Here is a 2,898-nt window from a genome sequence, read left to right as displayed (position 1 = left end):
CGCTGCCGTTGCCGCCGAACGCGCAGCCGAGTATCTGGCCAAACAATACGACGACGGCAAGACCGCCATCGACCCGACAACGGGGAAATTCAATCCCAACCTTCTGCCCGAGCACATTAAGGAAGAGATCAAAGCGCAGACCGGGGCGATTGCTTCGGTGGTGGGTGCGGCCGGAGGCCGTCTGAAAGGGGGAAGCGGCACAAACAACGGCAGCGGCAGTGCCCTGTTCAATGCACAGGTAGGGGGTGTGCTTGGGCAGAATGCGGTGGAGAATAATCTGCTTAACAACGAAGACAGAAAAAAATACGATCTTTTAACAGAGAAAATTCTCAACCATACAGCAAGTAATAAGGAAAAGGCCGAATTTGAGCGGCTGGCTGCTAAAGACCAAGTAAGCAATGAGTTATATAGAAAATATTATTCAGACCTTCATCGAAAAGATGGAAAAAAAGACCTGACAACCCAAGAAGCAGCTAGTTTGCGATCCTATCTAGACATCATCTATGATGATCAGAAAATTCTTGATAGAAAAATTAAGAATGATCTCTATCAAGGTAAAGAAATCTTGAGAAATGGAGAACCTTATTATCCGTTTTGGCTAGCCAAAAGAGATAGAAAAGTCAGAGAACATTGGAATAACTCTTGGAAAGAAATCCAGGATGCCCGAGGAAAGTATAAAACCGGTTTGGCTGCTGTTAAGCATTTCTTTTTATCGGAAGGTCGTCCGATAGGGAAATACGAGAAAGCTTGGAATATCCTTGAAAGGGATAAAGCTTATGCCGATAGTTTTGAAGGCAGAGCAGCAGCCTCCACCGCACAAGGCATTGCTTTAGGTTTGGAATTTACCACTCGAGGACGTTATCTGATGATGGCTATTGGTGGAGCACAAGCCAGTTACGGAACTTATCAAATCACACAGGGAAACCTTGAGCACGGGAAAGCCAATTTCTTTTTAGGTGCCGGAACAATGTTGGGTAGTGTCAGTCTTGGTGGGGCTTCGGTTAAGAAATCTCCGTTGGCAATCCGCGGACCGATTCCGGCCGGATATAACCGACCGCTGACCAGCTTGGATGTTAATGCTGGGCGTATGGCTAATCAATTTTCAACTGCACATCAGAAAGTTACGGATTTAAATATCTTATTTGCCAAACCAAGTAAAACCGTTTCTAATTCAAAAGTAGGTATCCAATGGAATAATGGTATTGGAAAGCAAGGTATGCCATGGGAGAATTATGTTGGTAAAAACCTTCCCTCGGATGCTCGACTACCAAAGAATTTTAAAACTTTTGATTATTATGACTCCCGTGATGGCTTAGCCATTAGTGCTAAGACATTGGATACACAAACAGCATCAAGGATGCTCAAACCAAGACAAATTTATAGTACTTTAAAAAATTATATTGACAAAGCTGCCAATTTTAAAATCTATTCTCTTTCTGGTGTTGAGTTAAATGCTAATACAATTAGGCGGAGAGAGATACATTTAGCTATTCCAGCCCAAACCACTAAAGAGCAATGGCAGCAAATCAACAAAGCGATAGAATACGGAAAGACCCATAATGTTAATGTTAAAGTAACGGAGATTAAATAATGGAAGACAAGTTAGAAAATCAATATTTTGCAAGTTTATATGCAAATGAAAAAGCGTTCATTGTGCAAACAAAATCCGGATTTAGGTTGTTAATGTTGGACACCTTATTCCCACCTCATATTTTGCCTCCAAATGTCGATGACAATCTGCTTGGGCAAGCTATTTCTCAGGCATTAAAAAATAGTCGAACTTTTAAATATGGAAGTGAAGAATGTAAAAATTTTTTCGATCCGGTACAAAGAGTTCAACGCTATAACCAATGGGTTGATCATATACGAGAAACACTGGGGTATAAAACCAAATCAGCTCTTTTTAGAAGGATGATGATGTGCGGCATTACCATGAATAGCAAAGAAATCATAATTTTCCCCAACAAACATATCAGATCAGATGCGTGGGAAGGTATTGATGAAAAAGACATAATCATGCCTGCCGACAGTAACTATGTGGAAATTGGACAAGGAGCAAAACAAGCTCTAAGTTATTGTAAGTAGGTATATACGTAGTGCATAGGCTTGTTCCCACAACATACTTTTAGTGGCCGACGCCGTCAAAAACCAAACCGGACAGCAGGGCGCCGTCCTCTTGTCCGTTGAAGCCGGTTTCGGCTTTAAAACCGCCGGCAAAGAGCAAAACCAACACTACCGCCAAAGCCGGCAAAGCAGCCTGAAAGCCGGCGGCGACATCAATATCCGCAGCCGCGAGGGCGACATTACCGTCCAAGGCAGCAACATTACTGCGGACGACACCATCCGCCTCGATTCCGCGCGCGACATCCTGCTGCAGTCGGCCCAAGACAGCCAACATCAGGACGGCAAAAACCGCAATGCCGGCGTACAAGTCGGCGTCGGGGTTTCCGTCGGTGCGCAAACCGGCGTCTATATCTATGCCGAAGCCGCCTACGGCAAAGGCAAAAACCGCACCGACAGCCAAACCCATCAAAACACCCTGCTGCAATCGGACAAACTGCAGCTCAGCAGCAAGGGCAATACCGTGCTGAACGGTGCCCAAGCCCATGCAAAACGCATCGACGCTGAAGTCGGCGGCACACTGCACATCGAAAGCCCACAGGACACTGTCGAACAGGAAAGCAAACAAAGCGGCGGCGGCATCCGTGCCCAAGTTGCCCTTGGTACCGCATGGAACGTATCCGGCAACTACAACCAAAGCAAAGCCAGCGGCTACAGCCGCAGCGTCGGCAGCCAGAGCGGTCTCTTTGCCGGCGAAGGCGGTTATCACATCACCGCCGACAGCGTCCGGCTTAAAGGCGGCGCCATCGCTTCTGCCGCAGACAAAGACCACAACGA

Annotated in this window: 2 protein-coding genes and 1 pseudogene; all 3 read left to right on the top strand. The window is 46.1% G+C overall.

Annotated elements, in window-relative coordinates; genetic code table 11:
* Positions 1-1,591: pseudogene (locus ACTHSW_RS10740) on the top strand (hypothetical protein); the annotation flags it as partial.
* Complete coding sequence (locus ACTHSW_RS10735) at positions 1,591-2,085, top strand: contact-dependent growth inhibition system immunity protein (RefSeq protein ID WP_107792513.1); 495 nt, start codon at positions 1,591-1,593, stop codon at positions 2,083-2,085. The pseudogene ACTHSW_RS10740 and the gene ACTHSW_RS10735, both read left to right, overlap by 1 nt.
* Positions 2,086-2,128: 43 nt before the next feature.
* Positions 2,129-2,898, top strand: a 770-nt coding sequence (locus tag ACTHSW_RS10730; RefSeq protein ID WP_440373907.1) for a hemagglutinin repeat-containing protein, incomplete at its 3' end; no start/stop codon positions are given.

It is taken from the genome of Neisseria sp. P0008.S004 (genome assembly GCF_051962755.1).
In the GTDB taxonomy this organism is placed as follows: Bacteria; Pseudomonadota; Gammaproteobacteria; order Burkholderiales; family Neisseriaceae; genus Neisseria; species Neisseria subflava_A.
The sequence above is the reverse complement of the archived record's forward strand: the minus strand, read 5'-3'. Positions and strand labels throughout refer to the sequence as shown.